Here is a 13511-nt window from a genome sequence, read left to right on the forward strand (position 1 = left end):
CGCCGCCCTGCTCCGCCACTTCGTTGCTGGAGCTGGCCAGCTCGCGCGCCTGGCGGGCGTTGTCGGCGTTCTGCTTGACCGTGGCGTTGAGCTGCTCCATCGAGCTGGCGGTCTCTTCCAGGCTGCTCGCCTGCTCTTCGGTGCGGGCCGACAGGTCGGAGTTGCCCGCCGCGATCTCCTGGGCCGCTCCTTGATCTGCCCCACCACCTCCCGCAGCCGCTCCACCGTGGTGTTGGTGTCGTCCTTGAGCTGGCCGAAGGTGCCGTTGTAATCCGCCGTGATCTTCTCCGTCAGGTCGCCCTGGGCGATGGCGTTGAGCACCCGGGCGATGTCCTCCAGATTGGTGGCGACGATGCCCATCAGCTTGTTCATGCCGTCGGCGAGGGTGGCGAAGAAGCCGCTCTTGCCCTCGAGGGAGAGGCGCTGCGCAAAGTCGCCGGCCACCGCTGCCGACATGAGATCGGCAAGCTCCTGCTCGACGCCCACCTCGGCGGTCCGGTCCACCCACTCGACCACCGACCCCAGCCGCGCGCCCTGGGCGTTGAGCACCGGGTTGGCCACCAGCCCGAAGGTGCGGCCGCCCACCTTCACCTGGGCGCGATGCTCGCCGGTGAGGCGGCCCAGCAGGTTGCGCTGGTGCGCCGGGTTCTTGTGGAAGGCATCGAAGTTGCGCCCCACCAGCCCCTCGACGCTGAAGGCCGGCAGCTCCTTGCGGATGTCCGCTTCGGCATGCCGCAGCATGGCCAGGACCGACTCGTTGCAGTAGACGATCTGGCCGTCGTTGTCGGCCAGCATGATGTTGGTGGAGGCCTTGTCGAGGGCGTTGCGCACCCGCAGGTTGGCGGCGGCCACCTCGGCATCGGCGCCGATCTTGGCCTGCAGGCTGGCCTGCATCCCGTTGAGGGCGCCGGCAATCTCGCCGAAGGCATCGCTGGAGGCCACCGTCAGCGGCTGGTCCAGCTTGCCGGCGCTCATCCGGCCCACGCCGGACTGGATCTCGCCGATGCTGGCCAGCATCGTCCGGCGGAAACCGAGGAACAGGTAGCCGGCAACCAGCAGGCAGCCGGCGATCACCCCGATCACCAGCATGCGCACGCCCTCAAGGCGGGAGAGGCGCTCGACCAGCCGGCGGTCGAACTCCTTGGCGGCCACGTCGAACAAGGCGTAGGCGCCATCCACCGCGCGGGAGCCGGCATCAAACAGCTTGGGCGGCGCCACGTTGATCTCGGCAGCCTTGAGCAGGCTGCCGCTGGCCATCTCGGAGAACGCCTGGGATTCGGACAACGCGGCCTTGGCCGGCTGCGCCAGCAGATCCCGCAGCGCCGGCTCCTTGCTGCCGGCCTTGGCGACGGCCGCCTCCACGCCCGCACGGCTGTCGGCGATGCGCTGCAGCAGCACGCTCAGATCGACCCGCTCGGCGTCGGTCAGCTTCTGGCGTGCGGCGATCCCGGCGCCCAGCCCGCGCACCGTGCCGCTCTCCTCGGCCAGCCCGGGCAGGCGCCCGGTGAAGATGTCCATCAGGTAGTAGGTTTCAAGCTCGGGGTCGAGGGTGGCGTTGGTGCTATCGGCCACGTGGGTGATGTATTCGCGCACCCGGGTGAGGTACTCGGTGTGCAGGCGGAAGCTCTCGGGGCCGCTGAGGCTCACCGCCCGCGCCTTCACGTCCGCCCAGTCGCGGCGCAGCCCGCTCCATACCGCGGCGGTCTCCAGCTCTTTCCCGAACTCGGCGTTGGCCGCCTCGCCGGCCTTGAGCGCCGCGTCGATCTTGCCCCCCAGCTCGTTGAGCCGGGCTGTCAGGCTGGCGTTGCCGCCGATCACCGATTGGGACACGCCGCGATGAGCCTGGGCCGCCTGAAGCAGCTCCCGCGCCGGCATCACCAGCGGCACGGTGCGGGTTTCCAGGCGGGTGAAGGCGATCTCGCCCTGGACTCGGTCGAGCAACAGATAGGCCAGCACGACCACCGGCAGCATGCCGATGACGCCCAGCAGGGCCAGCTTGCCCTGCACGGACAGCCGGTTCATCACGCCGATGGCGGGCGACAGGATTCCACTCATGACAATCACTCTCAGCTAGCGTTGGGGTTGGCGGCAGGCTTACTGCGCCACTTCGTCGACCAGCGCCATCTCGCTGGAGAGCATCAGGCGCTCGATATCGACGACGATCAGCATCCGCTCGCCCAGTGCGCCCAGGCCCATGATGTAGGCGGTATCCACCGACGAGGCAAAATCCGGCGCGGGCCGGATCTGCTCGGGCTGCAGGGCGATCACGTCCGACACGGCGTCGACCACCATCCCCACCACCCGACCGCCGATGTTGAGGATGATGACCACGGTGAAAGGGGTGTACTCGACGACACCGACGGAGAACTTGATGCGCAGGTCGACGATCGGGACGATCGTGCCGCGCAGATTGATGACCCCCTTGATGAAGGCAGGGGCGTTGGCGATCGAGGTGACGGCGTCGTAACCGCGGATCTCCTGGACTTTCAGGATATCGATTGCGTACTCCTCGGCGCCCAGGGTGAAGGTCAGCAGCTCCTGGGCGAAGCCGGAACCTTCCGACTCCAGGGCCGCAGCGGTTTGGGTTGCCTGCAACATGGGATGCTCCTCGGTGGCGATAAGGCTTTTACGGCAGCCCCCCATGTTTCTGAAGGCGGAGACAGCCAGCCGCCCGGCATGAAAAAGGCCGCCCTCGGGCGGCCCTCCAGACGGCTTCGAACGGCCTCAGGCGGCCGCCGGCAACACCCGCCGGGCCATGCCCACCAGCATCGGCACATCGAGAATCAGGGCCACGCGACCGTCGCCCATGATGGTCGCCCCGGCCACCCCCGGCACTCGCCGGTAGTTGGCCTCCAGGCTCTTGATGACCACCTGGTGCTGGCCGATGAGCTGGTCGATGAACAAGGCGGCGCTCTGGCCGTCGGCCTCCAGCACCACCATGATCCCCTTCGACCAATCGGTGATGGCGCCCTGAATGTGGAACACGTCGTGCAGGCAGATCACCGGCAGGTACTCGCCCCGCACCTGGATCAGCCGCTCCACGCCCGAGACGCTCTTCATCATGCCGCGCTCGGGCTGCATCGACTCCATCACGTAGCCCAGCGGGATGATGTAGGTCTCGGGGCCGACCCCGACGCTCATGCCGTCGAGGATCGCCAGGGTGAGCGGCAGGCGCACCGTGATGCGGGTGCCGACGCCAGGCATCGAGTCGAGTTCGATCCGCCCGCCCATCGCGGAGATGTTCTTCTTCACCACGTCCATGCCCACCCCGCGGCCGGACACCTCGGTGACCTGCTCGGCGGTGGAGAAGCCCGGCTCCATGATGAGCTGCCAGACCTCCTGGTCGGTCATCGCGTCGCTCGCCGCCATGCCGCGCTCCTTGGCCTTGGCCAGGATGCGGGCGCGATTGAGGCCGGCGCCGTCGTCGCCCACCTCGATGACGATGTTGCCGCTCTGGTGGTAGGCCGACAGGGTGATCGTGCCGGTCTCCGGCTTGCCGGCGGCGCGGCGCTTCTCGGGCGTCTCCAGGCCGTGGTCGAGGCTGTTGCGCACCAGGTGGGTGAGCGGATCGGTGATGCGCTCGACGAGGCTCTTGTCCATCTCTGTGGTCTCGCCGATGGTCTTCAGCTCGACCTGCTTGCCGAGCTTCTGGGACAGGTCGCGCACCACCCGCGGGAAGCGGCTGAACACCACCGAGATCGGCATCATCCGGATCGACATCACGGATTCCTGCAGGTCGCGGGTGTTGCGCTCAAGCTGGGCAAGGCCGTTGATGAGGCGCTCGAAGATCACCGGGTCCACATTGCTGGCGGCCTGGGTGAGCATGGCCTGGGTGATGACCAGTTCGCCCACCAGGTTGATCATCTGATCGACCTTCTCCACCGGCACGCGGATCGACCCGCTGTCGCCACCCGCCGCCGAGCGCACGGCCGGCTTCCGGGCGGCTGGCGCTGCGGGCGCGGGGGCCGGCGCCTCCACCACCGGGGCCGGGGCCGCAACGTCCACTGGGGCCGCCTGGGGGAGCGGCTCGAAGAAGCCGTACGCGGTTTCGTCGGCGGCCACGGCGGGGGCCGGCGGTGCGGGCTCGGGGTCGGCGAACAGGCCGTAAGGCTCGGGCGTCGGCGCCTGGGCCGGCGGGGGCGCCGGGTCGGTGAAGAAACCGTAGGCCTCGCCGCCATCGACGGTGAACACCGACGGCATTGGCACGTCGTCGGCGCCGGGCAGCGGATCGAAGAAGCCGTAGGCCTCGTCGGCCGGCTGGACCATGTCGTGGAAGAAGCCATAGGCCCCGGTTGCGTCGTCGCCGGGCGTGCCGAAGGGCTCGACGCGCACCGTCTCGCCGTCGGCAACGAAATCGATCACCCCCCGGAGCACGTCGGCGCCCACCTCGGTGGCGATGCGCAGGTGGCACTCGGGGTTGTCCGCCGTCGGCAGGGCGACGGTCTCCACCACCCCGAAACTGCCCAGCTCGTCGATCAGGCTGCCCAGGCGCTCCTCGGGCGAGGCTCCGAGCAGCGAGAAGAACAGGTCGAACCCGACGGCGCAGGCCGGCACATCGGGGGCGGCCGGCTCGAGCATCGCGGCCACGGGCGCGGCGGGCGCATCCAGGGCGTTGCACAGGCCCTGCAGGCGATGGCAGATGGCCTCCGCGGCCTCACGGTCGGCCTCATCCTCGCCCTTGTGGGCGGCGAGCAGGTTCTTGAGCACATCGCCCGCCACCAGCGAGGCATCCACCATGTCGTCGGTCAGCGGGGCTTCGCCCTTGCGAACCCGGTCGAGCATGGTCTCCAGGATGTGGGTGACCTCCATCATGTCCTGGAAGCCGAAGGTCCCGCTCGAACCCTTGATCGAGTGGGCGGCGCGGAACAGCGCGTTCACCTCCTCCTCGTCGGGCGCGGCCGGGTCGATCGCCAGCAGCAACGCCTCCATACTCGCCAGGTGCTCGGCGGCTTCCTCGAAAAACACCTGGTAGAACTGGCTCATGTCTATGGCCATGCCTGTCTCCCTGACGCGCGAATGCCGGCCTTGGCTCAGCCGATCACTTTCTTGACCACCTCGATGAGCTTCTGCGGATCGAAAGGCTTGACCAGCCAGCCGGTCGCACCGGCGGCGCGGCCCTGGGACTTCATGGCGTCGGACGATTCGGTGGTGAGCATCAGGATCGGCACGGTGCGGTACTGGGGCATCGCCCGCAGCGACTTGATGAGGGACAGGCCATCCATCCGCGGCATGTTCTGGTCGGTGAGGACCAGGTTGCAGGCGCGCGACTTGGCCTTGTCGAGGCCGTCCATGCCATCGACAGCCTCGACGACCTCGTAGCCGGCGCTTTTCAGGGTGAAGGACACCATCTGCCGGATGGAGGCAGAATCATCAACGGTGAGTACGGTCTTGGCCATTGTCATTTCCTAAGGTTCTGAAGCTAAAACAAGTCGATTTCGCCATGCGACACATCCTGCTGGCTCACCGGGCTGCCCCCGACGCGCTCGTCGAGCGTCGCGAGGGACAGCCGGATCGCCCCGGCAGCACTGCGCAGCGGACCGAAATCACCCGCCGAGATGGCGTGCTGGATGCCATCGGAGAGGGCGTCGAACTCGACCATCAGATGCTCGAGCCCTTCCACCCGCCGATCCACGTGCCCGATGAGCTGGGACACCAGATCCTGAAACTGCAGCGCGGTGACCGCCCGATTGACCTCGACGTCCATCTCGCGGGCCTGCTCGCCCAGGCGGACGATGGCCTTGCCGCGCTGCTGGTTGATCGATTCGATGGACGCGAGCACCTGCTCCACCTGCTGCTTCGATTCGAGGGCGAAGTTCATGTCGGTGGAGGCCAGCCGCTCGATGGCGTCCTCGGCCCCCTCCACGCCCTCGCGCATCGACTTCATCACGACGCTGATCTGATGGCTGAACTGGGCGGTGCGGGTCGACAGTTCCCGCACCTCGTCGGCCACCACCGCAAACCCACGCCCCGCCTCGCCCGCCCGGGCCGCCTCGATGGCGGCGTTGAGGGCCAGCAGGTTGGTCTGCTTGGAGATGCTGCTGATCTCGCCGAGGATGCTCTCCACGTCGTTGGCTCGCTGGGAGATGCGGTCGGTCATCTCCACCAGCTCCATCCCGAGCTTGCTGTTGAGGATCACGCTATCCACCACCCGCTGCATCACCGCCGAGGTGTTGGTGACGAAGGCGTCGAAGCGGGAGCCGGAATCGCCGTCGTCGTCGTCCTGCGCCAGCCCCACCGCCACGTTCTGCTGGGCCTGGGTGGCCGCGAGCAGGCCATGAAAGCTGGCGGTGAGGGTGTGGATGGCCCCCGACAGCATGTCCTGAACGCGATCCACCTCGCCCTTGATCGCCAGATGCTGGCCGCGAAAGGCCTGGGTCGACTCCCGCAGGATGCTCTCCAGCGCCACCAGCTCGTCCGACGGGATGCCCGCGTTACCGGCCCGCTCATCCTCCGGCCCGGCGCCCGGCGACACCACCCACATGAGCCCCCCCCAACCGATGGCCAGGGCGCCGCACCCGGCCAGCGTCACCGCCGGGCCAGGCTGGAAGTAGGCGATCAGGCCCACAATCGCCGCCGACCAGAGCAGGCCGGCGAGTATCGCGCTTATCCGAGAGGGTTTCATGTCTGTGTGCACGAATCGAAAACTGTCGCGGTCATATCGTCACGAGCACGCTTATTCTTTAGGGCGCCCGGGAGGCCGGATTGCTGCAGCGGCGCCGAGCCCCGAGCGGATATCCCCCGCATCGACGCCGGTTTCGGTGCTCACCTCGAGCTTGCGACCGCCGCTGCGCATCGCGGCCTCCGCCTGTCTGTTGAGGACGACGATGCTGATCCGCCGGTTGATCGCGCCGTTCGGATTGGCCGGATCGAGCGGCAGCGTATCCGCCAGCCCCACCACCCGGACCATCTTCCCCTCCGCCAGACCGCCCGCCACCAGCTCCCGGCGCGACGCGTTGGCCCGGTTGGCCGACAGCTCCCAGTTGGAGAACCCCCGCTCACCGCCGGCGTAACGGGTCGAATCGGTATGCCCCGTCAGGCTCACATTGTTATCCACCGAGTTGAGGGTGGCGCCGATGGAGCGCAGCAGCTCCTGGGTATAGGGCTTGAGGCTGGCGCTCGACGAGTCGAACATCGGCCGGTTCTGCTCGTCCACGATCTGGATGCGCAGGCCCTCGGTGGTGATGTCCAGCAGCAGCTGGTTCTTGAACGGCCGCAGGCTCGGGCTGGCCTCGATGATCGCCTCGATCTGCCCCTTCAGGTCTTCCAGCTTGGCGCGCTCCTTGCGCTCCTCGGCCTTCTTGACGGCCTCTGCGGCGTCGTCGCCCACCGGCTTGGTCGCCCCCTTGGCCGCCTCGATGTTCATCGAGCGCTTGCCGTCCACATCGCCGCGCTTCACCTGCCCCACCGAGCGGGTCAGATCCTGGCCACCACCGGCGATCGGGCTGGTCGCATCGCCCGCGCCCGAGCCGCCGCTCATCGCCACCTTGAGGGGGGAATTGAAAAAGTCGGCAATCCCCTGCAGGTCGCCCTGAGCCGTGGAGCCCAGCAACCACATCAGCAGGAAGAAGGCCATCATCGCGGTCACGAAGTCGGCGTAGGCGATCTTCCAGGCGCCACCGTGGGCACCGCCGCCGCCCTTCTTGATCTTCTTGACGACGATTGGCTGTTGGGTATCGTCACTCATGACATCGATCCGGCACGCGAAGAAGTCCGCAGCGCATCACGCCGCATCACCGGCCCCCGCATCACTTCTTGCTCTTGATCGCTTCTTCGAGCTCGGCAAAGCTCGGCCGATCCGTCGAGAACAACACCTTGCGCCCGAACTCCACCGCGACCTGGGGCGCGTAGCCGTTCATGCTCGCCAGCAGCACCGCCTTCATGCACTGATAGATCTTGCCCCCCTCCTCCACCTTCTGCTCCAGCTGGCCGGCCACCGGCGCCACAAAACCATACGAGATCAGAATACCCAGGAAGGTCCCCACCAGCGCGCCACCGATCATTTTGCCCAGCACCGCCGGCGGCTGCCCCACCGAGCCCATCACGTTCACCACGCCCATCACCGCCACGACGATACCGAAGGCCGGCACCGCGTCGCCCACCTTCGACACCACGTGCGCCGGCGTATGGGCCTCGTGATGGTGGGTCTCCATCTCGATGTCCATCAGGTTCTCGATCTCGAAGGCGTTGAGGTTGCCGCCGACCATCATCCGCAGGTAGTCGCACAGGAAATCCACCGCATGGTGGTCGGCCGTGAAAGCCGGATACTTCGACAGGATCGGGCTGCCCTCGGGGTTCTCGATATCCCCTTCGATGGACATCAGGCCCTCCTTGCGCACCTTGGCCAGAATCTCGTAGAGCATGCACAGCACGTCGGTGTAAAAGGCCTTGTTGTAGGGCGAGCCCTTGAAGATCGTCGGCAAGGCGGCGATCGTGCCCTTGATCGCCTTGGGCCCGTTGCCCGCCACAAAGCCGCCTATCGTCAGGCCCACGATGGCGATGTACTCGGTGGGAACCCACAGGGCCGCCAGACTCCCGTGCACCGCGTAGGTGCCCAGGGACGCCGCCAGGATGATGACGTAGCCGATGATCAGAAACATCGCCGAAACCTCGTAGGGTGGCAGACGCCTAGTGCGCCCGCCCGGATGCGTTATTCTTCATCGGCGATATCGGCCCTGCCTGAACAAACTTGAGCACCCGAAGCAAGCCTGTCGTCACCCGAAAGCGGACAAAAAAATGCCGCCAGATCGAAACCGGCGGCATAACCTCATCGTCAATCGAGAGGGAGGTCAGGGTATGGCAACTTCGTTCGTCTGGGCCCGCCGGGTCTTGCCCGCACGGGACGGCACATGACACAGGCCGCAGACGTAATCGTGGGTCGGGTCGAAGCCGTGGGCGACGAAGTGCCCACCGCAGCAGGTGCAACGGGCTAGCTGCAACAGCTTGGCGTCGAAGAAACGGATCAGCGTCCAGGCGCGGGTGAGGGACAGCACCTGCTCCATCTCGAACGACTGGATGTGCTCGTTGTAGAGCCGGTACGCCTGGATGATCGCATCCAGCCCCTCCAGCCGCGCGTTGGTCTGCACGAACCGATACAGCGCCATGAACAGGGACGCGTGGATGTTCGGCTGCCAGGACATGAACCAGTCGGTGGAAAACGGCAGCATGCCCTTCGGAGGCGACACCCCCTTCACTTCCTTGTAAAGCTTGAGCAGACGCTCCCGGCTCAGGGCGGTCTCGGCTTCCAGCATCTGCATCCGCGCCCCCAGACGGATCAGCTCGACCGCCTTCTGGATGTCCTGCGCTTCCTGCAGCACGCTCTTGTTTCGCACGACGATCTCCCTTGGCCGCAGGCCGTATCAGGCCAGATGAGCGACAGGCCGCCCGGCCGCCAGGATCGCCGCGTGCAGATGTGCCGCACCGCGCTCGCGCCCGTGGGACGACAGCAGATCCACCAGCATCGTGTCGTTGAAGCGGAACTGGCACAGCAGCATGTTGGAGTTGGCCATCCGCAGCACCTGCGCCGAACTCAAGCCTTCCAGCACCTCGGCCACCTCTTCGGCAATCCCCAGGCGGTAGATTGCCGCCGCGCGATCGTCGCGCAACATCTGCTGGGCAAGCATCAGATAAGCCAGATTCAGTTCCCTGATCTCGTCGTGCATCGTGTTCGTGTTCATGTTTGTCTCCTCGACAGACCCGTCGTTATCTGCGGCAAATTCTGCCGTTCACCGGCAAGTCTCGCCATGCGAGGGCTTCGGAAAATTGCGTAGGGGCGAACACGTAAACGCAAGTAAGAAAATGGCCTACGCATACGCCCAAATTGGGCGCTGCGCAGGCCATTTCCAGACCACCCGACACGCCGCCAGTGCGGCTCAGCGAGGGGCTAACGCGGCGGGATCAGCGGACCGGGGCGCAACGACTGCGCCGTCATGATGCGATTTCGCCCCTTGTTCTTGGCCAGATAAAGCGCCTGATCGGCCCGCTTGACGAGGGCGTCGGGGTCGGTCATCACCGTATCGCGGGTGGCGACGCCGATGCTCACCGACATGCTGAGCGCCTGACCGGCCACGGAGAGCGGTGCGCTCTCCACCGCAAACCGAACCCGCTCGGCGCACGCCAGCGCCGCGTCGAGCCCGGTATCGGGGCAGATCACCAGGAACTCGTCGCCCCCGGTGCGCGCCACGATGTCCTGGGCCCGCAGCGCCCCCTTGATCGACGCCGCCACCTGGCGCAGCACCGCGTCGCCCACATCGTGGCCATGGGAATCGTTGTAGGTCTTGAACTGGTCCACGTCGATGACCATGCCCGACAGCGGCCGGCGGGTACGCGACGACACCGACCACTCCTGCTGCATCCGCTCGATGGCGTAGCGCCGATTGGGGAAGCCCGTCAGCGAATCGGTCAGCGCCACCTCCTGCAGGCGGCGGTTGGAGACAGCCAGCTCGGCGGCAAAGCGGCGGATCTCCTCCCGGTCTCGATCCAGCTCCTGCTGCAGGCGGATCACCCGCTGGCCGGCCCGCAGCCTGGCAGCCAGCACGCGCGGGTTGATCGGCTTGTTCATGAAGTCGTCGACGCCGTTCTCGAAGGCCTCGATCAAGCGGTCGTCGTCGTCCAGGCTGGTCATGATGAGCATGTAGATGCCGCGGCCGATCTTGGTCTGGCGCAGCGCCCGCGTCAGCTCCAGGCCGCTCATCTCCGGCATGATCCAATCCACGATCATCAGCTGCGGCTGGAACTCCAGCGCCATCTCCATGCCCACACGGCCGTTGGACGCCTCCAGCACCTGGTGCCCGACCGTTTCGAGTACCTTGCGGACCAGCGCACGCATGGCGCCGTCGTCATCGACAATCAGCACGCGCATGGCCTGGGCCATGCCCACCGGAAGGACGAGCGGGTTGGCGGCCCCAGGCGCCGGATGGTGATCGACCGGCACCTCCCGGATCTCACCCGGCGTCTGCTGCGCCCGCGCCTTGGCCTCGTTGGCAAGGGTGGCCGCAATCGCCTCGCCGCGGCTGGCCAGCTCGCTGAACGGCGGAATCTCCAGGGTATCCAGCTCGAGAAGCGAACCCCAGGCCTGCCACTCCCGCACCACCCCGTCGCACAGCTCGTTGATCGCCACCGGATCGAAGGCAAGACGCCCACCCAGCTCGAACAGCCTGCTCATCAGGTTGGGGCGCTCCGCCTCTTCGGCCAGGAACACCTCGGCGATGAACGAGGCAAGGTGCAGCGAATGGGCGATGACGTACTCCCGCGAGCCGTCGGCGTAGCCCGACTCCTCCGGCACCTCGGCAAAGAAGGCCGGCTCGTGAAAGATCCGCGGCAACCCCCAGTCGGCCAGCATGGCGGAGGTGAGTTCTCGATGGTTGAGGGCGAAAGCCCGCTGCTCCAGCGCAACCAGCGGCAGATCGCGGTACTCCAGGGTCTGCTGCAGCACCTTGCCGTAGTCCTGGGGATAGAGCGTCGCCAGTGCCAGCTCCCCGATCCGGGTCAGCAGCCCGAGACAGAAGGTCTCCTCCGCTGCAGCCACGCGGGTCCGCTGGGTAATCGCCTGCATCGCCAGCGCATAGACGAGACACCCCGTCCAGTAACGGCCATAGTCAAAGCCCTTGCAGTTACCGTCGCGGTAACTCGACAGCAACGAGAAGCCCAGCGCGAGCGTGCGCACCGCCGGCAACCCGAGCACCATCAGCGCCTCCTGAACGGAAGCGATGGCCCGGCGGTTGTAGCCCGTCAGTCCATTTGCAGCCTTTATCAATCGACCGACGAACGCCGGGTCGGTCTTGATGACCCGAGCGAGATCGCCCATCGAACTCTCTTCCTGCTGGATCAGGCGGATGATGGCCAGCGCAACCCCCTTGGGCGACGGCAGATCGCCCGATGCCTTCAACTGCTCGAACTTCGTAACGTCGATCGACACAACCATATGAGTTCCAATGCTTGATGCAGTCAAAGACTACACTGCGCCGTTATATCGGTCCCGGCAACCCGCTCTTGAATTCGCGCCATCCTGGCTTCACCATGGGCGGCATCGGCGACACCATGAATTAGAATGGCGGAACTGTCCACATATCCACTTCGTCCATGAACTTCTGCTCTCACTGTGGCGCCCCGGTCAGCCTTAAAGTTCCCCTAGGCGACAACCTGCCCCGCCATGTCTGCGACCAGTGCGGCACAATCCACTATCAGAACCCGAAAGTCGTGGTCGGCGCGATCGCCACCTGGGAAGACAAGATCCTCATGTGCCGACGCGCCATCGAACCGCGCTACGGGAAATGGACACTCCCCGCCGGCTTCATGGAAAACAACGAAACCAGCGGCGAGGCCGCGCTGCGCGAGACGCTCGAAGAAGCCGGCGCCCGGGTCGCGCTGGGGCCCATGTTCTCCTTTGTGGACATTCCCCACATCAGCCAGATCCACATCATCTATCGCGCAGAACTTCTGCACCTGGATTTCCAGCCCGGTGAGGAATCCCTCGAAGCGGTGCTGATGACCGAATCCGATATTCCCTGGGACGACATCGCCTTCCGCTCGGTCGACTACACCCTAAGGTGCTTCTTCGAGGATCGCCGGCGCAATCGATACGACCTTCACACCACCAGCCTCATGCTCCCCATGACCGGACTCGTCGGCCCGTCGGCAACCGAGAAGAAGACCTGAACACCAATGCAATCATGAATCCGCCGGGGAAAACACCACCGGCAACCTGACAGGTGAATCGGATGCCACACCGGGCGCCGGAACCACCCGGACTGCCCGCGCAAACAACGCCAGCGCCTTCTTGTCGAGCGCGTCCACTCCGCTGGACTCAGCCAGCTGCACCTTCGCCGCGCCTCCACTCAAATAAACCTCGACCACCACCGTACCCGCCACTGCGCCGGTATCGCCCTCGAGCGACTGCAGGCGCACGGCCGCCGCCGCAAGGGCAAATCGATATCGGGACATGGAAGACACAGCGCCGGCATCGCTCCCCGCCGCGTGCGGACGCTCGTCGGAAGCATCGGATCCATTGAACGACTTTCGCGAAGCCTCCGGCAAGGCCGGAGCGCCATCCGCAGCGACAGGCGTAGGGTCCGCAGCCGGAGGGTTCCGCATCGCGGCAGGGGCACCCGATCGCCCCGCCGCCGCCTCAGGCCGAGGACGCACGGGCACGGGCGTATCGGACCGAGCGCCGTCAAATGACTTGCCGCTACCCGAGGCTGCTGGCAGCACCTCCTGCCGCGGCTGAGGAGATAGCCGCGCCGCGAGCACGCCCCCACCCGGCGCCTGCGGACGAAAATCGGGCGTCGGCCAGAACAACGCCAGATGCAGCAGTACCGACACGGTCACGAGCGACAACCAGTAGCGCCAGCGCATAGAGTCTCCGCCGATCTTGGCAATGAAGTTCCGTAATGCGAAACACCCCCTGAGGCGTGAGCCTGAGGGGGTGTTGAATGGTTAGTCTGACGATGACCTACTTTCACGCACGGATGTGCACTATCATTGGCGCGGTCTTGTTTCACGGTCCTGTTCGGGAT

At 66.2% G+C, this 13511-nt stretch carries 12 protein-coding genes; 1 reads left to right on the plus strand and 11 read right to left on the minus strand.

Annotation, left to right across the window (positions count from 1 at the left end):
* The 10 genes from ACE3N6_RS17805 to ACE3N6_RS17850 form a co-directional block, all read right to left on the minus strand.
* Window positions 1-2055, minus strand: a 2055-nt coding sequence (locus ACE3N6_RS17805; protein WP_374247165.1) for a HAMP domain-containing protein, incomplete at its 3' end; no start/stop codon positions are given.
* Window positions 2056-2094: 39 nt separating this feature from the next.
* A complete protein-coding gene (locus ACE3N6_RS17810) occupies window positions 2095-2598 on the minus strand; it encodes a chemotaxis protein CheW (RefSeq protein WP_374247166.1) in 504 nt (167 codons plus the stop codon).
* A gap of 126 nt (window positions 2599-2724) precedes the next feature.
* Window positions 2725-4995, minus strand: coding sequence for a chemotaxis protein CheW (locus tag ACE3N6_RS17815; RefSeq protein ID WP_374247167.1), 2271 nt, complete (start codon window positions 4993-4995; stop codon window positions 2725-2727).
* Window positions 4996-5030: 35 nt separating this feature from the next.
* The gene (locus tag ACE3N6_RS17820; protein WP_153159901.1) at window positions 5031-5396 is read right to left on the minus strand and encodes a response regulator; all 366 of its coding nucleotides are present in this window, start codon (window positions 5394-5396) and stop codon (window positions 5031-5033) included.
* A gap of 23 nt (window positions 5397-5419) precedes the next feature.
* Window positions 5420-6622 (minus strand): methyl-accepting chemotaxis protein, encoded by a 1203-nt coding sequence (locus ACE3N6_RS17825; RefSeq protein ID WP_374247168.1) that lies wholly within the window; start codon window positions 6620-6622, stop codon window positions 5420-5422.
* A gap of 51 nt (window positions 6623-6673) precedes the next feature.
* Window positions 6674-7684, minus strand: coding sequence for a flagellar motor protein MotB (gene motB, locus ACE3N6_RS17830; RefSeq protein WP_374247170.1), 1011 nt, complete (start codon window positions 7682-7684; stop codon window positions 6674-6676).
* Between the two features lie 61 nt (window positions 7685-7745).
* On the minus strand, window positions 7746-8597 hold the full coding sequence (gene motA / locus ACE3N6_RS17835) for a flagellar motor stator protein MotA (protein ID WP_284188789.1): 852 nt from the start codon (window positions 8595-8597) through the stop codon (window positions 7746-7748).
* Between the two features lie 189 nt (window positions 8598-8786).
* Window positions 8787-9329: a flagellar transcriptional regulator FlhC gene (gene flhC, locus ACE3N6_RS17840; RefSeq protein ID WP_374247171.1), complete on the minus strand. Its 543-nt coding sequence runs from the start codon at window positions 9327-9329 to the stop codon at window positions 8787-8789.
* A gap of 27 nt (window positions 9330-9356) precedes the next feature.
* Window positions 9357-9674 carry a flagellar transcriptional regulator FlhD gene (gene flhD / locus ACE3N6_RS17845; RefSeq protein WP_374247172.1) on the minus strand — a complete coding sequence of 106 codons (318 nt, stop codon included), beginning with the start codon at window positions 9672-9674 and terminating at the stop codon, window positions 9357-9359.
* A gap of 206 nt (window positions 9675-9880) precedes the next feature.
* The gene (locus ACE3N6_RS17850) at window positions 9881-11920 is read right to left on the minus strand and encodes a diguanylate cyclase (protein WP_374247173.1); all 2040 of its coding nucleotides are present in this window, start codon (window positions 11918-11920) and stop codon (window positions 9881-9883) included.
* A 158-nt stretch (window positions 11921-12078) separates the two neighbouring features.
* Here ACE3N6_RS17850 and ACE3N6_RS17855 point away from each other — a divergent pair, with 158 nt between their 5' ends.
* A complete protein-coding gene (locus ACE3N6_RS17855; protein ID WP_374247174.1) occupies window positions 12079-12654 on the plus strand; it encodes an NUDIX hydrolase in 576 nt (191 codons plus the stop codon).
* A gap of 12 nt (window positions 12655-12666) precedes the next feature.
* On the opposite strand, the gene ACE3N6_RS17860 is transcribed toward ACE3N6_RS17855, so the two are convergent.
* Window positions 12667-13350 (minus strand): TonB family protein, encoded by a 684-nt coding sequence (locus ACE3N6_RS17860; RefSeq protein WP_374247175.1) that lies wholly within the window; start codon window positions 13348-13350, stop codon window positions 12667-12669.
* Window positions 13351-13511: the final 161 nt, after the last annotated feature.

The organism is Zoogloea sp. (assembly GCF_041904905.1).
Taxonomy (GTDB): domain Bacteria; phylum Pseudomonadota; class Gammaproteobacteria; order Burkholderiales; family Rhodocyclaceae; genus Zoogloea.